Source organism: Paracoccus nototheniae (genome assembly GCF_004335005.1).
In the GTDB taxonomy this organism is placed as follows: Bacteria; Pseudomonadota; Alphaproteobacteria; order Rhodobacterales; family Rhodobacteraceae; genus Paracoccus; species Paracoccus nototheniae.
Genome location: NZ_RQRT01000002.1, coordinates 85676 through 102772, shown reverse-complemented (window position 1 = coordinate 102772; position 17097 = coordinate 85676). Strand labels below are relative to the sequence as shown.

General features: G+C 67.0%; 15 protein-coding genes. 1 reads left to right on the top strand and 14 read right to left on the bottom strand.

Features of this window, described 5'->3' with window-relative positions:
- The 9 genes from EG885_RS01470 to EG885_RS01430 form a co-directional block, all read right to left on the bottom strand.
- Complete coding sequence (locus EG885_RS01470) at positions 1–873, bottom strand: ABC transporter permease (RefSeq protein WP_131572691.1); 873 nt, start codon at positions 871–873, stop codon at positions 1–3.
- Complete coding sequence (locus EG885_RS01465) at positions 870–1817, bottom strand: ABC transporter permease (protein WP_131572690.1); 948 nt, start codon at positions 1815–1817, stop codon at positions 870–872. Before EG885_RS01465 ends, EG885_RS01470 begins: the two co-directional genes overlap by 4 nt.
- Positions 1818–1881: 64 nt before the next feature.
- Positions 1882–3408 carry an ABC transporter substrate-binding protein gene (locus tag EG885_RS01460; protein ID WP_131572689.1) on the bottom strand — a complete coding sequence of 509 codons (1527 nt, stop codon included), beginning with the start codon at positions 3406–3408 and terminating at the stop codon, positions 1882–1884.
- A 38-nt stretch (positions 3409–3446) separates the two neighbouring features.
- Positions 3447–4208, bottom strand: coding sequence for a FadR/GntR family transcriptional regulator (locus EG885_RS01455; RefSeq protein WP_131572688.1), 762 nt, complete (start codon positions 4206–4208; stop codon positions 3447–3449).
- A 340-nt stretch (positions 4209–4548) separates the two neighbouring features.
- Positions 4549–5589 (bottom strand): class II fructose-bisphosphate aldolase, encoded by a 1041-nt coding sequence (fba, locus tag EG885_RS01450; RefSeq protein ID WP_131572687.1) that lies wholly within the window; start codon positions 5587–5589, stop codon positions 4549–4551.
- A 5-nt stretch (positions 5590–5594) separates the two neighbouring features.
- The gene (locus EG885_RS01445; RefSeq protein WP_131572686.1) at positions 5595–6569 is read right to left on the bottom strand and encodes a class 1 fructose-bisphosphatase; all 975 of its coding nucleotides are present in this window, start codon (positions 6567–6569) and stop codon (positions 5595–5597) included.
- Positions 6569–7030 carry a D-erythrulose-4-phosphate isomerase gene (gene derI / locus EG885_RS01440; RefSeq protein ID WP_131572685.1) on the bottom strand — a complete coding sequence of 154 codons (462 nt, stop codon included), beginning with the start codon at positions 7028–7030 and terminating at the stop codon, positions 6569–6571. Before derI ends, EG885_RS01445 begins: the two co-directional genes overlap by 1 nt.
- Positions 7027–7794 (bottom strand): triose-phosphate isomerase, encoded by a 768-nt coding sequence (locus tag EG885_RS01435; RefSeq protein ID WP_131572684.1) that lies wholly within the window; start codon positions 7792–7794, stop codon positions 7027–7029. Before EG885_RS01435 ends, derI begins: the two co-directional genes overlap by 4 nt.
- A complete protein-coding gene (locus EG885_RS01430; protein ID WP_242679456.1) occupies positions 7791–8564 on the bottom strand; it encodes a DeoR/GlpR family DNA-binding transcription regulator in 774 nt (257 codons plus the stop codon). Before EG885_RS01430 ends, EG885_RS01435 begins: the two co-directional genes overlap by 4 nt.
- Before the next feature lie 129 nt (positions 8565–8693).
- Here EG885_RS01430 and tkt point away from each other — a divergent pair, with 129 nt between their 5' ends.
- Positions 8694–10718, top strand: a complete 2025-nt coding sequence (tkt, locus tag EG885_RS01425; RefSeq protein ID WP_131572683.1) for a transketolase — start codon at positions 8694–8696, stop codon at positions 10716–10718.
- 123 nt (positions 10719–10841) lie between these two features.
- Here the strand turns inward: tkt and EG885_RS01420 are convergent, their stop codons facing one another.
- The 5 genes from EG885_RS01420 to EG885_RS01400 are packed head-to-tail and all read right to left on the bottom strand — an operon-like array spanning position 10842 to position 17051.
- Positions 10842–11813, bottom strand: coding sequence for a sugar-binding transcriptional regulator (locus tag EG885_RS01420; RefSeq protein ID WP_131572682.1), 972 nt, complete (start codon positions 11811–11813; stop codon positions 10842–10844).
- Complete coding sequence (locus EG885_RS01415; RefSeq protein WP_207392170.1) at positions 11813–12961, bottom strand: iron-containing alcohol dehydrogenase; 1149 nt, start codon at positions 12959–12961, stop codon at positions 11813–11815. The genes EG885_RS01420 and EG885_RS01415 overlap by 1 nt, the downstream gene beginning before the upstream one ends.
- A 35-nt stretch (positions 12962–12996) precedes the next feature.
- Positions 12997–13929, bottom strand: a complete 933-nt coding sequence (locus tag EG885_RS01410) for a sugar phosphate isomerase/epimerase family protein (protein ID WP_131572681.1) — start codon at positions 13927–13929, stop codon at positions 12997–12999.
- A gap of 10 nt (positions 13930–13939) precedes the next feature.
- Positions 13940–15457 carry a glycerol-3-phosphate dehydrogenase gene (locus EG885_RS01405; RefSeq protein WP_131572680.1) on the bottom strand — a complete coding sequence of 506 codons (1518 nt, stop codon included), beginning with the start codon at positions 15455–15457 and terminating at the stop codon, positions 13940–13942.
- Positions 15447–17051: an FGGY-family carbohydrate kinase gene (locus tag EG885_RS01400; protein WP_131572679.1), complete on the bottom strand. Its 1605-nt coding sequence runs from the start codon at positions 17049–17051 to the stop codon at positions 15447–15449. Before EG885_RS01400 ends, EG885_RS01405 begins: the two co-directional genes overlap by 11 nt.
- Positions 17052–17097 lie beyond the last annotated feature (46 nt).

The window sequence follows — 17097 nt, the reverse complement described above, 5'->3', positions numbered from 1 at the left end:
TCAGTGTTCGCGCGGGTCCAGCGCATCGCGCAGCCCGTCGCCGATCAGGTTGAAGCCGATGACGACCAGAAAGATCGCCGCCCCCGGCCACCACGCCATCCAAGGCGCCTGTGTCAGGAAATTCTTGGCGACGTTCAGCATCGACCCCCAGCTGGGTGCCGGAGCCTGCTGGCCAAGGCCCAAGAAGGACAGCGACGCCTCGGCGATGATGGCGGTGGCGACGGTCAGCGTGGCCTGCACGATGATCGGGGGGATGATGTTGGGCAGGATGTAACGGCGCATGATCGCCATGTGACCCAGCCCGATGGCGCGGGCGCCCTCGACATAATCCTCGGTCTTGACGGACATGACCTGCGCGCGGGTCAGGCGGATAAAGACCGGCATGGCCGACAGGCCGATGGCGATCATCGCATTCGACAGGCTTGGCCCCAGAAAGGCCGCCAGCGCGATGGCCATGATCAGGAAGGGCATCGCCAGCAGCGCATCGGTAAAGCGAGAGATGATGGTATCAGTCCAGCCGCCGAAATAGCCCGCGATCAGCCCGATGGGCACGCCCGAGGCGACCGCGATGAAGACCGAGATCACCCCGGCCATCAGGGATGCCTGCGCCCCCCAGATCATCCGCGACAGGATATCGCGCCCGATCTCGTCCGATCCCATGGGATATTCGGCGGACGGTGCCAGCCGGATCGCCGTCCAGCTGGTCGCCAGCGGGTCGGCGATGGGCAGGATCGGCGCGGCGATGGCCAGCAGGACAAAGAATGCCACGATCACGCCCCCCACCATCGCCGCGCGGTTGCGGCGGAACTTGCGCCAGAAGCGGCTTTTGGCGCGGGTGGGGGTGGGTGCCAGTTGCGTGTCGGTGGCGGTCATAGCGCGGCCCTCATCCGGGGGTTCAGAAGGACGCTGAGCACGTCCGCGACAAGGTTCATCAGCAGAAATCCGACAGCGGTGCACAGAACCACGCCCTGCACCACGGCATAGTCGCGGTTGAAGACCGCATCGACGATCAGCTTGCCGAAACCGGGGATGGTAAAGATCTGTTCGGTCAGCACCGCGCCCGCCAGCAATTCGCCGAACAGCAGCGCGGTCAGCGTGATGACCGGCAGCAGCGCGTTGCGGAACCCGTGCTTCAGGATCACCTCGCGCCGGGTCAGGCCCTTGGCGCGGGCGGTGCGGATGTAATCGGCGCTCATCACCCCCAGCATGGCGGACCGGGTGTGGCGCATCAGCGTCGCGGCCAGCCCGGTGCCCAGAACGAAGGCGGGCATGATCATCGTTTCCAGCGACCTGATCGGATCGACAAAGGGAGATTCATAGCCCGAGGCCGGCAGCCAGCCAAGATTCACCGAAACCAGCAGGATCAGCATGATCCCCAGCCAGAAATTCGGGATCGACAGACCCGACAGCGCGGTGATGTTGGCCGCCCAGTCCAGAACGGACCCCTTGTTCACGGCGGCGATGATGCCGGTCGGAATGCCGATCAGGGCGGCAAAGATCATCGCCATCACCGCCAGCTGGATCGTGACCGGCAGCTTTTGCGCGATCAGCGCCGAGACTGGCTCTCCGGTCCGCAGCGAGGTGCCCAGATCGCCCTGAACCACCCCCCCCAGCCAGCGCAGATACTGGATCGGGATCGGCTGATCCAGGTTCAGGCTGGCGCGGATGCGTGCCAGGGTTTCGGGGTCGCGTTCCTCGCCTGCCATGGCCAGCACCGGATCGCCCGGCAGCAGGTGCTGCAGACCGAAAACCAGCATCGACACGATCAGCAGCGTCGGCAGCGCGATCAGCAGGCGCTTGGCGATATAGATCAGCATAAAGGGTCCTTTCACCGGTCAGGCAGGCGCGCCGTGATGCGCGCCCGACATTGTCACGCCGGGATCATTCAGAGAGGGTGACGTCCTGCAGGCGGATCATCCCGTCGGGCAGCGCCTGAAATCCCTCGACGCTGTTGTTCAGCGCAAAGATATAGGTCTGGTGGCCCAGATAGATGACCGGCAGGTCGGCATTCAGGATCACGCTGGCCTCATCATAGGCCGTCTTGCGGACCTCGGTATCGGTCGAGGCACGAGCCTCGTTCAGCAGCCGGTCCACCTCGGGGTTGCAATAGCGGGGATCGTTGATCCCGCCTTCACAGGTGACGAACTGGTGCAGGTTGCCGTCCGGATCGGGACGCCCCGACCAGTCCGACCGCGACAGCTGGAAATTGCCCGCCGTCTGTTCCGACAGAAGCGTGGCGAATTCGGTCGCGCGCAGGGTGACGTCGAACCCGGCCTCGGCCACCATGGCCTGAACGACCTGCATCATCTGGGTGACGACGGGGTTGTTGGCGTGCTGGATCTCGACCGGGATGCGGTCGATCCCGGCCTCGGCCAGCAGGGCGCGGGCGGCCTCGACATCGCGGGCGGGCACCGGCAGATCGGTGTTGAACCAGGGCGAGGTCGGCGGGAAAGGCTGGTTGCCCGCCACAGCCGTGCCTTCAAAGACGACCTGGTTCAGCGCCTCGCGGTCGATGGCCAGCGAAAAGGCCTGACGGACGCGGGGATCCTGACCCACGGGCGTGCCGGACCGGTCTCCGTTGCCGATATTGACATAGATGGCCATGTAGCCCAGCCCGACCGTTTCCTGCATGGTCAGCGCGCTGTCCTGACCGACCGAGGCCACGTCGGGGGCCGCCAGACGTTCGATCATGTCCAGTTCGCCCGACCGCAGATTGGCCAGACGAACGGTCGTGTCGGGGATCGGCAGATAGGTGACGCGATCAAGGTGGATGCGGTCGGCATCATAATAATCCTCGAACTTCTCCAGAACGATGCGGTCCTGCTGGATGCGTTCGACGAATTTGAACGGCCCCGAACAGACCGGGTTCTGGCCGAAATTCGCGCCCATTTCCTCGGCTGCGGTGGGCGAGATCATCATGCCCGCGCGGTCCGACAGCTGCGCCACCAGCGAGGCATCGGGCGCGGTCAGGGTGAAGGTGACCTGCATCGGCCCCGTCGCCTCGATCCCGGCAACCGAGGACAGCTCGGATTTGCGGCGCGATTCCTCCAGCGTCATCGACCGGGTGATGTTGGCGACCACCGCCTCGGCGTCAAAGGCGGTGCCGTCGTGAAAGACCACGCCCTCGCGCAGGTTCATGACCAGTTCCAGCCCGTCATCGGAATAGGCCCAATCGGTGGCCAGCATCGGGATGATCCCGGCATCGCCGTCCAGATCGACCAGCTTGTCGCACAGGCCCGCATAGATGATGCGGCCCACGAAGGTGCGCGACTGGTCGGGGTCCAGAATATCGGCATCGTCCTGCAGCCCGATGCGCATGGTCTGCGCGGCGGCGGGCATGGCGGTCAGGGCGGTGGCGGTCAGGGCCGTGGCAAGGGCGGTAGCGGTCAGCAGATGGCGGGTCAGCATGAAATCGGTTCCTTCCTGAGGGGTTCGCGCCTGACGTTTCAGGCTTCGGCCGGTTGGCCCGGCACGATGTTGGCAGCATGATCCGCCTCGGCCGAGCCAAGGCGGATCAGTTTTTCCTGCAGCATGAACAGATGCGTCCGCATCTGGTCCGCGGCGCCCGTGGGGTCGCGGGCGGCGATCGCGTCGATGATGGCGCGGTGCTGGGCCACGGGCAGCGCGTGACCCGGCAACCCGCCCCGCGCGCGTTCGCGAACGGCCTGCCACGCCTCGTCCCGGCGCACCCGGTTGACGATGTCGAACAGCGACAAAAACAACGTGTTGCCGCCCGCCTGCGCGATCTGGCGGTGCAGCGCGCCGTCCCACAGCTCTCCCTCGTCGGCATCGAGGCTTTGGGCGATGCGGTCGGACAGTTCGTACATGCGGGCGATCTGGGCGGGCTTGGCGCGCAGCGCAGCCAGCGCCGCCAGCTGGGGTTCCAGCCGCAGACGCACCTCCATGATCTCCAAAAAATCGGTCGATCCCGCCAGCGGATCGTCATCGACCGGGGTTGCCGGGCCGATGAAGGTGCCGGCGCCCTGACGCCGGGTGATCCGCCCCTCGGCCTCCAGCACCTCCAGCGCGCGGCGGATGGCGCGGCGGCCCACGCCCATCCTGTCCGACAATTGCCGTTCGGTCGGCAGGCGCGCGCCCGATTGTTCGCCCTGCGCCTGAATATAGCCGCGCAACCGGTCCAGCGCGAAGGTCGAGGTCGCGTGGCCGGTGGGGGCAAAGGGCAGATCGTCGTCGGGCAACAGGGTCATGAGGCGAACCAATATTTATTTGGTTCATGCTGACATAAATCTGACATCACGCAAGCGTTTCGGCAGCGGTTGATCAGGAATTAGAGAGGAGACCAAGGTGATTGCCCGATCAGGCGGCGTCCGGTGCCACGCGCAAAATCAGGAACAGCGAACCATTTAAGGACAATGGTTCGCCCTGCCCCGTCCCCCGCGCGCCTTTGCCTATCTTGCAAGCAACTGACAAAAACAGGCGGGCCGGGTCGCCCCAATCCGGCCGCCGGATCGAAACGACAAACGCCCGCCCCTTTTCAGAGGCGGGCGATTCGGCAGCGTGGGTGCGTGGGCGGGTCCGAAAGCCCCCTCAGGCGGCGTAGCGGCTGGCCATCGCGGACAGGGGCAAAGGTGTCAGATGGTCGGCCTGACCGGCGGTGCCGAAGGCCTCGAACCGGTCCTTGCAGACCTGCGACATCATCTCCATCGCCGGTTTCAGATATTTGCGCGGATCGAATTCGGTCGGGTCTTCCATCAGCGTCTTGCGGATCGCCGCCGTCATGGCCAGACGGCTGTCAGTGTCGATGTTCACCTTGCGCACGCCTGATCGGATGCCGCGCTGGATTTCCTCGACCGGGACGCCCCATGTCGGGCGGATATCGCCGCCGTAATTGTTGATGATCTGTTGCAGATCCTCGGGGACCGAGGATGATCCGTGCATCACCAGATGGGTGTTGGGCAGGCGGCGGTGGATTTCCTCGATCACATGCATGGCAAGGATCGCACCGTCGGGTTTGCGGGTGAACTTGTAGGCGCCATGGCTGGTGCCCATCGCGATGGCCAGCGCATCGACGCCGGTATCCTTGACGAACTGCTCGGCCTCGGCGGGGTCGGTCAGCAGCTGATCCTCGGACAGCTTTTCGGTTGCGCCATGGCCGTCCTCGGCCTCGCCCATGCCGGTTTCCAGACTGCCCAGCACCCCCAATTCCCCCTCGACGGACACGCCGCAGGCATGGGCCATTTCGGTCACGCGACGGGTGATGTCGGCGTTGTAATCGTAATCGGCAGGCGTCTTGCCATCCGCCATCAGGCTGCCATCCATCATCACCGATGTGAACCCGTTCTGGATGGCGGTGGCGCAGGTGGCCAGCCCGTTGCCATGATCCAGATGCATGCACAGCGGGATCTCGGGATAGGCCCGCGCCAGACCGTCGATCAGCCCGGCCAGAACCAGATCATTGGCATAGCTGCGCGCCCCCCGGCTGGCCTGCAGGATGACCGGAGACCGGGTGGCGGCGGCGGCCTTCATGACCGCAAGTCCCTGTTCCATATTGTTGATGTTGAAGGCGGGCACGGCATAGCCGCGTTCGGCTGCGTGGTCCAGAAGCTGGCGCAGGGTGATCATGGCCATGGGCGTTATCCTTTGCTGGCAAGGGCGTGGTGAATGGCTGCGACCTCATCGGTCGCGCCGAAGATCAGCGGGGTCATCTCGTGCAGGGCGGTGGGCTGGCGGTCCAGAATGGCGCCCTGCCCGTCGGTCGCGTGACCGCCCGCCTGTTCGATCAGAAAGGCGATGGGCACGCACTCATAGATCAGCCGCAAGCGGCCGTTGCCATATCCGGGCCGCGCATCGGCGGGGTACAGAAACGCGCCGCCCTGCAACAGGATGCGATGCAGCTCGCCCACGGCGGCGGCCAGCCAGCGCATGTTGAAATCGCGCCCGCGCGGACCGTCGCGCCCCGCCCGCAGATCGCGGACCCACCCCTGCAAGCCTTCGGGCCAGTGGCGTTCGTTCGAGGCGTTATAGGCGATGGTCGATGATGTGGGCTTCAGCCGCAGGTTCTGGCGCGCGACGCGAAAGGCCCCGGCCTCGGCGTCCCATGTCGCGACATGCACACCGTCCCCGGTCGACCAGCCGAAATCGACCGAATGCCCGAACGAGGCATAGCCCGCCGCCACGACCTGCCGCCCCGGACGCAAAAACCCCTCGGGTGCGGCGGGCAGAATGCTGAACAGCATCCCCAAAGGCGCGCCGATGCCGATGCTGCCCGACCCGTCGATCGGGTCGATGGCCACGTCGAAGGCGCCGTCGGGGTTCAGATGGATGACCTCTTCGGCCTCTTCCGACAGAACCTGCCGGACGCCCGCCCGGCGCAGCACGGCGATCATGTGGTCATGGGCCGCGACATCCAGCGCCTTTTGCTTGTCGCCGCTGTCGTTGGTGCCCACGATCGACTCGGGGTCGCCATGCAGACGGCCCGCCGCCAGACGCGCGGCCAAAGGCGGCAGCGCATCGGCAAGGGCGCCGACGATGGCCGGGGCGCCGCCGTCCCCCAGCAGGTCGGCCAGCAGCGGCCCGGTGGCGGCGCTGTCATTGGGCAGGCGCAGCATCACGGCTTGGAATATTTGGCATCGACCGCGTCGATGGCGTCCACATTCCCGGCGGATTTGCCGCCAGCGTCGAAATTCGTCGTCTGCGCCAGCCACGCATCGGCGATGGTCTTGGCGACCTCGGCCCCGATGACGCGGGCGCCCATGGTGATGATCTGGGCGTTGTTCGACAGCGCGGCGCGTTCCGCCGAATAGGTGTCATGGGTCAGCGCGGCGCGGATGCCCGGCACCTTGTTGGCTGCGATCGAGACGCCGATGCCGGTTCCGCAGACCAGAATGGCGCGGTCATAGGTGCCGTCCAGCACCGCGCTGGCGACGCGGTCCGACAGGCCCGCGTAAAAGGCATCCGGCCCCGCATCCGTGCGGCTGATCTCTGACACGTCAAAGCGGTCCTTCAGATGGTCGGCCAGAACCTTGGCCAGACCTTCGCCCGCGCTGTCGCCTGCAATTGCCAATTTCATGCGTCTTCTCCGATGGTTGCGGCGCAGCGCGCCAGAATGTCCAGATAGCCGTTCACGTCCCAGGCCGACCGCCCGATGAACAGCCCGTCGATATGCGGGCAGGCGATCAGTTCGGCACAGTTGCCGGGATTGACCGATCCGCCGTAAAGGCAGGGCACGCGGCGCCCCAGCACATCCCGGGCGACCGCGATGATCTCGGCCTGACGCGCATCGGCGTAATCCGAGCTGGCGGGAATGCCGCCCGCGCCGATGGCCCAGACCGGCTCATAGGCCAGCAGGATCGTGGCCGCCGAACCGGCGACATGCTCCAGCGCGCCGCGCACCTGGGTTTCCAGAACCTCGGCCGCGCGACCGGCCTCGCGTTCGGCCAGCGTCTCGCCGATGCAGATCAGCGGGATCAGGCCGTGGCGGACGGCGGCGGCGGTCTTCAGACCGACCGTGCGGTCGGTTTCGCCGAAATGCTCGCGCCTTTCGCTATGGCCCAGCTCGACGATGTCCAGCCCGCAATCGGTCAGCATCACCGGGCTGATCTCTCCGGTCCAGGCGCCGGCATCGTCCCAATGCATGTTCTGCGCACCCACCATGACCGAGGTGTCGGCCAGCGCCTCGGCCACCGGGCGGCAGGCGGTAAAGGGCGGGATCACGAAACGCTGGATGCGCGGGTCGCGGGCCGCATCCGCGCCTGCCAGTCCCGCCGCAAAGGCCTGCGCCTCGGCCAGGGTCTTGTTCATCTTCCAGCTGGTGCCGATCCAGAAATCCGTCATGTCGTCTCCTTGGCAATGGTCAGGGCAATCCCGGCGCGGTCGATCGCGGCGCGATCCTCGGGCGCCGGAGAGGCATCGGTGATGATCGCGTCGAAATCCGACAGATCGGCCAGCGTGTGCAGCGCGCTGCGGCCAAAGCGGGCATGGTTGACCAGCAGCACGCTGCGTTCCGCGCCGCGCATCATCGCGCGCTTGGCGCGCACCGCATTGTCATCCATGTGAAACGCCCGCAGACCCGCCACCGCAGGGGTCGAGATGAAGGCCAGATCGGCGCGCAGCCCGGCCAGCGCACCTTCGGTCACCATGCCGAAAAAGCCGTTGAACTTGGGGCTGTAGATCCCGCCAAGCGCGATCAGCGTGATGCGCGGCGCATCCTTCAGCCGTTCGATCACGGCGGCATTGTTGGTGATCACCGTCAGGGGCGACCGGTCCGTCAGCCGCGCCCCCAGCAGCGCCGCCATCGATCCGTCATTGACCATCACGGTCATTCCCGGTTCGACCAGCTGCAGCGCGGCCTGCGCCATGCGGGCCTTGGCCTCTCCGTCCTGCAGGGCGCGGATGCGGAAATCGCTTTCGAACTGGGTTCCGGCCTCGATCGTGGCGCCGCCGCGCACCTTGCGCAGCAGGCCCGCCTGTTCCAGATCGTCCAGATCGCGGTGGATCGTCATGCGGCTGACCGCGAAACGCAGCGCCAGATCGTCCAGATCGACGGCCCTTGCCGCGACCAGCAGATCCATGATCGCCTGCCTGCGTTCCTCGCGCTTCACCATGATCCTCCTGTCGCTCCGCTGGTTTCATAACATGCGATTGGCACATAACAACACCCAGTTTGTTACTTTGTGATTTTTTGTTGTGATGGGGCGTGGAAGCGGGTATGGATCGGGACAAAGGAGGATCCCATGCCCTTAGACACCCCCAAAGACCCCGCCATCGCCGCCAAGGCCGATCTGGACCCGCAGAATTTCGCGCTGGCGAACTGCATCCGTGCGCTGACCATCGACGCGGTGAATGCCGCCAATTCCGGTCATCCCGGCGCCCCCATGGGCATGGCCGATGCCGCCACGGCGCTGTTTCGCAACCACCTGAAATTCGATGCCGCCAACCCCGACTGGCCCGACCGCGACCGGTTCGTTCTGTCGAACGGCCATGCCTCGATGCTGCTTTACAGCCTGCTGCATCTGACCGGCTATGAAGACATGACGCTGGAGCAGGTCAAGAATTTCCGCCAATGGGGCTCGATCACCGCAGGCCATCCCGAATACGGCCATGCCAAGGGGATCGAGACGACCACCGGCCCGCTTGGTCAGGGTCTGGCGACCGCCGTGGGCATGGCGCTGGCCGAACGCGCGCTGGCGGGGGAATTCGGCGCCGATCTGGTCGATCACCACACCTATGTGATGCTGGGCGACGGCTGTCTGCAGGAAGGCATCGGGCAAGAGGCCGTCAGCCTTGCGGGCCATCTGGGTCTGGGCAAGCTGATCGTCCTTTATGACGACAATTCGATCACCATCGACGGCCCCACCTCGATCAGCTTTTCCGAGGATATCCCGGCCCGCTTTGCGGCCTGCGGCTGGCATGTGCAGACCTGCGACGGTCATGACGGCAAGGCGCTGGACCGCGCCATTACGGCGGCCAAGGCCGAGACGGGCAAACCGTCGCTGGTGGCGATGAAGACGATCATCGGCTTCGGCTCTCCCAACCGGGCGGGCAGCTATTCGGTGCACGGATCGCCGCTTGGCAAGGACGAAGGTGCGCTGACCAAAGAGGCGCTTGGCTGGGCCGCCGACGCCTTTGCCATCCCCGAGGATCTGGCCACCGAATGGCGCAGCATCGGCGCACGCGGCACAGAGGCCCGCAAGGCATGGGAACAGCGGCTGGCGGCATCGTCGCAGCGCGAGGCGCTGACTGAACGGCTGTCGGGCAAGATGCCCGCAGGCTATGACGCCGCCGTCAGCGATGCGCGTCAGGCGCTGTTCGATGCGCCCAAGAAGGCCGCGACCCGCAAGGCCAGCCAGATGGCGCTGGAGGCGCTGGCCCCGGCTCTGCCCGCGATGATCGGCGGTTCGGCGGATCTGACCGGGTCGAACCTGACCCGCGTCAAGGCGGTCGATACCCAATACACCCGCGACGCACCGGGCCGCTATATCGGCTATGGCGTGCGCGAATTCGGCATGGCCGCCGCGATGAACGGCATCAACCTGCATGGCGGTTTCATCGCCTATGGCGGCACCTTCCTGGTGTTTTCGGATTACGCCCGCAATGCGATCCGGCTGTCGGCGCTGATGGGGGTGGGCACGATCTATGTCATGACCCATGACAGCATCGGTCTGGGCGAGGATGGCCCGACCCACCAGCCGATCGAACATCTGGCCTCCCTGCGCGCGATCCCCGGCCTGACGGTCCTGCGCCCCGCCGACGTGATCGAGACGCTGGAGGCCTGGGACATCGCCATCCGCGCCCGCGACGTGCCGTCCCTGCTGGCGCTGTCGCGTCAGGACGTGCCGCAATTGCGGCTGGAGGCCGGGACAGAAAACCTGACCGCCAAGGGCGCCTATGTGATCCGTCAGTTTGGAACGGGTCGCGACGTGACCCTGATTGCCACCGGGACCGAGGTCGCCATCGCCGTCACCGCCGCCGAGGCGCTGCAGGCGGACGGTCTGTCCGTCGCCGTCGTGTCCATGCCCAGCTGGGAGCTGTTCGACGCGCAACCCGCCGGATACCGGGCCGAGGTTCTGGGCACCGCCCCGCGCATCGCCATCGAGGCGGCGGGCAAGTTCGGCTGGACGCGCTATGTCGCCAGTGAGGATGACGTGATCGGCATGACCGGTTTCGGCGCCTCGGCCCCGATCGAGCGGCTCTATCAGGAATTCGGCATCACGTCCGAGGCGATCGTGGCCCGCGCGAAGGCGCTGACCAACCGCTGAACCGACCGTGCGATCAAGGCCGCCCCGGCGGCCTTGACGCGATCCCTGCACGCAGGACAGGCGCGCGTGGGGCCAAGCGGCAGCGTCCGGGCCGGGGTTTCCCCGGCCCGACCCGTTTTCAGGTCACGGCCCGACCGCCGGCGGGGCATCGATCAACCCGCGCGCCGTCACCTCATCGGTAATCAGCCCGGACAGATGGCCGCTTTTCAGAACCGCCCGGATCGCCTCCAGCTTTTGTGGCCCCCCCGCGATGACGACGATGCGGTGATCCTTGCCCCGGTCCAGATCGACCGACAGGGTCCGCGCGCTCAGCGCCGTGTGCAGCACCTGACCGGTGGCGTCGAAGAAATGGCCCATCATCTCGCCCATGCCGCCTGCGGCGGCGATCTCGGCGATCTCGCGCGGCTCGATCATGCCAGACGCCACCAGCTGCGCGCCCGCATCCGCCGTGCCCATGCCGACGAATTTCAGCGTCGCGCTGTTCGACAGATCAAAGATGTCGCGCACCCCGGGCTGGGACAACAGCACCGCCCGGTCGCCTTCGGAATTGGCAAAGAAGGGCACCGGCAGCACAAAGGCCTGCGCGCCGGTCTTTTCCGCCAAGGCATGCATCACATCATGCGGATTGGCCGCGTAATGCCGCGTCAGCCCACCCAGCAGCGACACGAACCGCGTCGCGCGCGCATCAAAGCGCGGCAATTGCGCAACCGCCGCCGCCAGCGTGCGGCCATGGCCCAGACCGATGACCTTGTGATCGCCCCGCTCGATCTCGCGGCGCAGAAAGGCCGCGCCGGCCAGCCCGAGGGCGCGCAGCGGCAGCCCCTCCTCGCCCAGATCGGGGGCGACCTCGCAGGATTGCAGGCCAAAGCGGGCACAAAGCTGATCCTCCAGCATCGCGCATTCGACGATCTCGCCGTCGATGCTGACCTTGACGACGCCGTCCGCCACGGCGCGGGCGATCAGGCGATGGGCTTTGACGCCGGGCAGGCCAAGCCGCTTGGCGACCGCCGCCTGCGTCAGCCCGCCCGCGTAATGCAGCCATGCCGCCCGGATCGCCAGGCTTTGTTCCGGATCGACGGGACCGCGCCGCGCCATCAGGCCGCCGCCCGCATCAGCGCGGTCAGATCGTCCACCCCAAGGGGCGCCGGATTGGCCTTCATGGACGACGAACTGGCCGCCGCCTCGGCCGCAGCCACCTGCGCGGCGCGGTCGATCCCCTGTGCCGCAAGCCCCGGCAGGCCCGCCGCCCGCGACCACGCGCCGAGCAGCCACGCCGCCTGATCGACCGAAGCCCCGGGCCGATCAAAGGCCTCGCCGATCCAGACCCCGACCTGATCCAGCCGTGCGGCAAGGTCGGGGTCGGTGACCTTGCGGCGGTTCGCCACCAGCACATGCGGCAACAGCGCCCCGCAGATCGCGCCATGCGCCGCCCCGGTCAGCCCGCCAAGCGGACCCGCCAGCCCATGCACCGCGCCCAGACCCGCATTGGCCAGCGCCAGCCCGCCACACAGGCTGACCCAGGCCATGTCGTCGCGCGCGCCCGGATCCTCGGCCTGCATCAGCCGCAGCAGCGCCCCCAGCCCGCGCGGGATCGCGTCGCGGCACAGCGCATCGGTCAGAGGGTTGGCGCGGGTGCAGACGTAAGGCTCGATCACCTGCGTGATGGCATCCAGCCCCGAGGCCAGCGTGATGGCGCGCGGACAGCCATCGGTCAGCGCCGGATCGACGATCGCCAGACGGGGCAGCATCCGCGCATCGCGCAGGCTGACCTTGCGGCGATGATCCGGCACGCCGATCACCGCATTGCGGGTGACCTCGGCCCCGGTGCCCGCCGTGGTGGGGATCGCCACGAACGGCAGGGGCGGATGATCCAGCGGCAGCCCCTGCCCGACGACCTCCAGATGATCCAGCATCGGACGGGTGGCGGGCAGCAGCGCCGCGATGGCCTTGCCCGCATCGATGACCGCACCGCCGCCCATGGCGACGACGACCTGAGTACCCACAGCCGCCACCAGCCCCGCCTCGATCAACGCCATGTCCGGCTCGTGCGGCACCGCGAACGTCGCAACCGCGCAGCCCGTTTCCCGCAGCGCCTGCGCCAGTCCTGCACTGCGCTGCGGATCACGGCCATGGACCAGCAGGACACGGGCGCCAAGCGCCGCGATATGGGCCGGGGCCAGATCCGCCTGACCGCGCCCGAACAGAACCTGCGTCGCGGTGGCAAAGGCGAAGGGCATGGGCATCAGAGGCGTTCCCGTGAGGTCTGTTGTTCGGCCTGTCAGCTATTCAGCTTATCCGCACCGGTGTCGATATGCGGCGCCCAGAATGCGATGCTTTCGGCGATCTGGGCGATCACCTGCCGGTCATTCGGCTCGCGTTCCTTGAAGCTCAGCTCCAGACAGATCTCGTTATCCTGCGCGCCCCCCTGGGCCAGCGCCGCCAGCAGAGGTTCGGGCTGGATGCGGCCACGCGCATTGAACTCTGCGGTGAACGGGCGATGGCCGCCCTTGTCCATCAGCGATTGCTTGATATGGATGATCGGGCTGACGGGCGGCACGGCGCGGGCCCAGGCATAGGGGTCGAAATCGTCGGGATCGGGGCTGGTCACGTCGCCATGATCGATATCGGCCATCATCCACATCGGCACCGCCATGCCCGCGGCGCTTAGCCGGTCCTGCAGCGCCATCGCCCCGGCAATGGTGTCGCCGAATTCACGCCCCACGCTCATCGGTTCCCAGAAGAGGTAATCCAGCCCGGCGGCTTTGGCATGATCGGCGACCTCGGCCCATGCGTCGATGGCGATGCGGATCAGATCCTCGCGCCGGGCGGCATCGTCGAAATCGCGATAGGTAAAGATCGCGAATTGCGTCCCGATGGACCCGCCGCCCAGATCGGCGGTGATATCGGCAAAAGTCTTGAACCAGTCGATGTAATAGCGGCGCACATCGGCATCGGGATGGCCGAAATGGTTCAGGCGGCCATAGGGGCCGGTCATGCCGCTGGTCACCCGCACGCCGGTCCGCTCCAGCGCCGCGCGCATGGCGCGGGTCAGGCGGCGGATCACCGGGGCGGGCCAGCCGGGATTGATGAATTCATGCGTCAGTTGCAGATCGCGGATCTTCAGATCGCGGGCGACCATGTCGATCAGATCGTCGGGGTCGGCGAAGCGATTGACCAGCGGGTTGGTGTTCAGCGACAGGGTCAGGGGCATGGCATGTCCTTCAGGCGGCGCGCGCCAGATCCGATCCGTTGAACCAATCGGCAAAGGCCGCCTGTTCATCGGGGGTCAGGTGCAGATAATGCTTGGTGCGGCGGGTCAGGATATCCTCGGGCGTCTCGGCCCATTCGGTGGCGACCAGATAGCGGACCTCGGCCTCGTAGAGCTGGCCTCCGAAATGGCGGCCCAGGGCGTCAAGGCTCATGGCGCCTGCCACGACGTTCTTGGTGCGCGCGCCATAGAGGCGACCGTAATGGCGGACCAGATCGCGGGGCATCCAGGGGTGCAGTTCGCGCAGCAGGTTGGCAAAGCTTTCGTAATCGGCATTGGCGATCTCGCCGCCCGGCAAAGGTGCGGTTTCGGTCCAGTCCGGGCCCATCTGCGGGAAGATGCCGGTCAGGCGGTGCATGCCCCGTTCGGCCAGCTCACGGAAGGTGGTGATCTTGCCGCCAAAGACGTTCAGCAGCGGCGCCCCCCCCGTCTGGTCCAGATCGAAGACATAGTCGCGCGTCACCGCCGACGGATTGCCCTGCCCATCATCGAACAACGGCCTGACGCCCGAAAAGCTGTGCAGCACATCCTGACGCCGCAGCTTTTCCTTGAAATAGCGGTTCACGGCGGCCAGCAGATAGTCGATCTCGGATTCGTCGGGGCTGACATCCTCGGCCCGGCCCTCATAGGCGATGTCGGTGGTGCCGATCAGCGCCATGTTGCCTTCGTAAGGGTTGATGAAGATCACGCGCTTGTCGTGGTTCTGCACCAGATAGGCGTTCGGACCCTCCCACCATTTGGGCACGATGATATGGCTGCCCTTGACCAGCCGCACATTGCGCGCGGAATTCGACCCGGCCACGCGGGTGATGATGTCGCTGACCCAGGGGCCCGCGCAATTGACCAGACAGCGGGCGTGGAACCGGCGTTCCTCGCCAGTGACCGTGTCGCGGGTGGTCACCGCCCACAGATCGCCGATCCGCCGGGCCGAGATGCAGGCGGTACGGGTCAGAACCGTCGCGCCATGTTCGGCGGCATCGACGGCGTTCAGCACCACCAGACGCGCGTCATCGACCCAGCAATCGCTGTATTCGAACCCTTTGTGATACCGGTCCAGCAGGGCCGCCCCCACCGGATCGCGGCGCAGATCCAGGGTCCGCGTGCCCGGCAGCTTTTTGCGCCCGCCCAGATTATCGTACAGAAACAGCCCCAAGCGGACCAGCCATGCGGGCCGGTCGTCGGGGCTGTGGGGCAGCACGAAGCGCATCGGCCAGATGATATGCGGGGCGGCGTTCATCAGCACCTCGCGTTCGATCAATGCCTCGCGGACCAGCCGGAATTCGTAATATTCCAGATAGCGCAGGCCGCCATGAACCAGCTTTCCCGACCGCGACGAGGTGCCCTGCGCCAGATCGTCCTTTTCGCACAACACGACCGACAGGCCCCGCCCGGCGGCGTCGCGGGCCATGCCGGCCCCGTTGATGCCCCCGCCGATCACGAAAAGATCGACGGTCTGGGTGTCACTGGTCATCTTGCTGTCCTTTCGACGACGAAACGAGGCCGGGTTGCGCCTCGCGCAGGCGGGCCAGCACCTGCCAGGTCATCGGCATGACCCGGCGCGTGGCGGCAAAGGCGGGATAAAGGCGGTCATAGGTGGCGGTCAGCGCCGGGTCCGGGGCCTCGGCCGCACCCAGCAGGGGGGTGACCCATTCGGCGATGCAGGCATGCATGTCAGGATAGGCGCCGATCGCCACGGCGGCCATCATCGCGGCCCCCGCAGCCCCGGCCTCGTCCCGGGCCGAAACACGGACCGGAGCGCCCAGACTGGCCGACAGAATGGCGCGCAGGGCCGGGGACCGGGCGGCCCCGCCGGTCAGGCGCAGTTCTGACGGCAGAGGGCCCATGGCGGCATAGCAGTCGCGCATCGCCATCCCCAGCCCCTCGGCCACGGCACGGACCAGATCGGGATAGCGGTGACCCGCCGACAGGCCCATGAATCCCGCCCGCGCGCTGGCATCGACAAAGGGGCCCCGCTCGCCCGCCTCCGAGATATAGGGGTGATACAGGATCTGCCCCGGCCTGGCCGCGCCCAGCCAGCCGTCCAGATGACCGACCAGATCGCGATGACTGACCGGGGCGCCCATGTCGGACATGATCCCGGCGGCAAGTCCCAGCACCCAGTCCAGGTTCAGGGTCGCGGCCATGTTGGTCTGAACCTGCGTCACGACGCCCGGGATCGGCAGGCAGATCACATAGCCGGTGCCCTGATCGTTCAGGTGCACGCGGGTCGCATCCACGGCGCGCAGATGCACCCCGGTCGATCCCACGGTCGAACAGGCCACATCGCCCGCCCCGCCGACCACGCCCGCACCAAGCGCGGTCATCACCATATCGACATAGCCCAGAGAGACCGGCGTGCCCGCCCGCAGCCCGGTCAGACGCGCGGCATCGGCGCTTAAAGGATGGGTGGTCTGCGTGCCGTCAACGATCGGCGGCAGCAGGCCGCGCCGCGCCGTCAGGCCCAGCCCCGCGATGACCTGATCGTCATAGCGGCGGGTCCGGAAATCGCCAAAGGTAAAGCTGGCCTCGGACGGGTCGGTGGCGCGGATGCCGGTCAGGTTCAGATACAGCCAGTCCTTGCAATGCAGCGCCACCTCGGCCCGGTCCAGCAGATCGGGGTGATGGGCCTGCATATGGGCCATCTGCGCGCCCTGCTGGCAGGTGTTCAGCCCGGTACCGGTGGCCCTGAACCGCGCCCGGTCCTGCGGGCCTGACGCCAGCCGCGCGACGGTGGGGGCGGCGCGGGCATCCAGCCACAGCCATGCATCGCCGACCGGCCCGTCGCGGCCGACCAGCCATGTGCCGTCGCCCTGCCCGGTCACCGACAGCGCCGCCGTGCGCGCGGCCAGATCCGGCACGTGATCGGCCAGACCGCGCAGCGCCGCCGCGCAATCGGCCCATGTCCGCGCCATGTCCTGCGTCACCGCCCCCTGCCCGTCCGCATGATAGCGGTTCGGGACCGAGGCCGCGCCCAGCTGCCGGCCCGACAGATCGAAGCCCACCGCCTTGATGACCGATGTGCCCGCGTCGATGCCGATCAGGACGTCGCCCTGCTGTGTGGTCATGCCCCCTCCCATCGGGTGCGGCCTTGGCCACCCCCTGTCCCTGATC

Bases quoted from the DNA above. Each gene is read 5' to 3' on its own strand.
- EG885_RS01415 (WP_207392170.1), bottom strand. From the start codon at position 12,961: ATGCCCATGCCCTTCGCCTTTGCCACCGCGACGCAGGTTCTGTTCGGG.
- EG885_RS01445 (WP_131572686.1), bottom strand. From the start codon at position 6,569: ATGCTGCGCCTGCCCAATGACAGCGCCGCCACCGGGCCGCTGCTGGCC.
- EG885_RS01465 (WP_131572690.1), bottom strand. From the start codon at position 1,817: ATGCTGATCTATATCGCCAAGCGCCTGCTGATCGCGCTGCCGACGCTG.
- EG885_RS01455 (WP_131572688.1), bottom strand. From the start codon at position 4,208: ATGACCCTGTTGCCCGACGACGATCTGCCCTTTGCCCCCACCGGCCAC.
- fba (WP_131572687.1), bottom strand. From the start codon at position 5,589: ATGGCCATGATCACCCTGCGCCAGCTTCTGGACCACGCAGCCGAACGC.
- derI (WP_131572685.1), bottom strand. From the start codon at position 7,030: ATGAAATTGGCAATTGCAGGCGACAGCGCGGGCGAAGGTCTGGCCAAG.
- EG885_RS01410 (WP_131572681.1), bottom strand. From the start codon at position 13,929: ATGCCCCTGACCCTGTCGCTGAACACCAACCCGCTGGTCAATCGCTTC.
- EG885_RS01405 (WP_131572680.1), bottom strand. From the start codon at position 15,457: ATGACCAGTGACACCCAGACCGTCGATCTTTTCGTGATCGGCGGGGGC.
- EG885_RS01460 (WP_131572689.1), bottom strand. From the start codon at position 3,408: ATGCTGACCCGCCATCTGCTGACCGCTACCGCCCTTGCCACGGCCCTG.
- EG885_RS01420 (WP_131572682.1), bottom strand. From the start codon at position 11,813: ATGGCGCGGCGCGGTCCCGTCGATCCGGAACAAAGCCTGGCGATCCGG.
- EG885_RS01430 (WP_242679456.1), bottom strand. From the start codon at position 8,564: ATGGTGAAGCGCGAGGAACGCAGGCAGGCGATCATGGATCTGCTGGTC.
- EG885_RS01400 (WP_131572679.1), bottom strand. From the start codon at position 17,051: ATGACCACACAGCAGGGCGACGTCCTGATCGGCATCGACGCGGGCACA.
- tkt (WP_131572683.1), top strand. From the start codon at position 8,694: ATGCCCTTAGACACCCCCAAAGACCCCGCCATCGCCGCCAAGGCCGAT.
- EG885_RS01435 (WP_131572684.1), bottom strand. From the start codon at position 7,794: ATGACGGATTTCTGGATCGGCACCAGCTGGAAGATGAACAAGACCCTG.
- EG885_RS01470 (WP_131572691.1), bottom strand. From the start codon at position 873: ATGACCGCCACCGACACGCAACTGGCACCCACCCCCACCCGCGCCAAA.